The organism is Psychrobacter sp. GW64-MNA-CIBAN-0177 (assembly GCF_040309585.1).
GTDB lineage: Bacteria > Pseudomonadota > Gammaproteobacteria > Pseudomonadales > Moraxellaceae > Psychrobacter > Psychrobacter okhotskensis.
The window spans coordinates 1-375 of the sequence record NZ_JBEOOY010000080.1; the positions used below are offsets into that span (position 1 = coordinate 1).

Consider the following 375-nt stretch of genomic DNA (forward strand, 5'->3'; position numbering starts at 1 on the left):
ATTAAAGACCGTGACGATGTTAAACACGCCTATAGTCAAGCGGGTAGCGGTGGCTTAATGACATCGGACACCGCCAGAGGCGGTGAAAACTGGGGCCGATTACAAGTGGTGTTAGCGGATCCTTTAGCCTTTAATACGGTTAGTCAGGTACTGCGCAATACCGCAAGAAATATCCCTGAGCTAGAGGCTCAGATTGAACATCCTGAATTATTCAGCTTTAAAACCCCACTTGAAATTGAGTTGTCGGGCTATGATTTGGTTCAACTTAAACAAAGCGCGGACCGACTGGTTAATGCCTTGTCAGAATCAGACCGCTTTAGTGACATCAATACCACTCTTCGTGATGGCCAGCCAGAGATCAGCATTCGCTTTGAT

Annotated in this window: 1 protein-coding gene; it reads left to right on the top strand. The window is 46.7% G+C overall.

All coding sequences use genetic code 11. The features are described 5' to 3' along the window. The coding region (locus AAEY79_RS14255) for a hypothetical protein (protein ID WP_352288896.1) at positions 1-375 on the top strand (375 nt) is incomplete at both ends.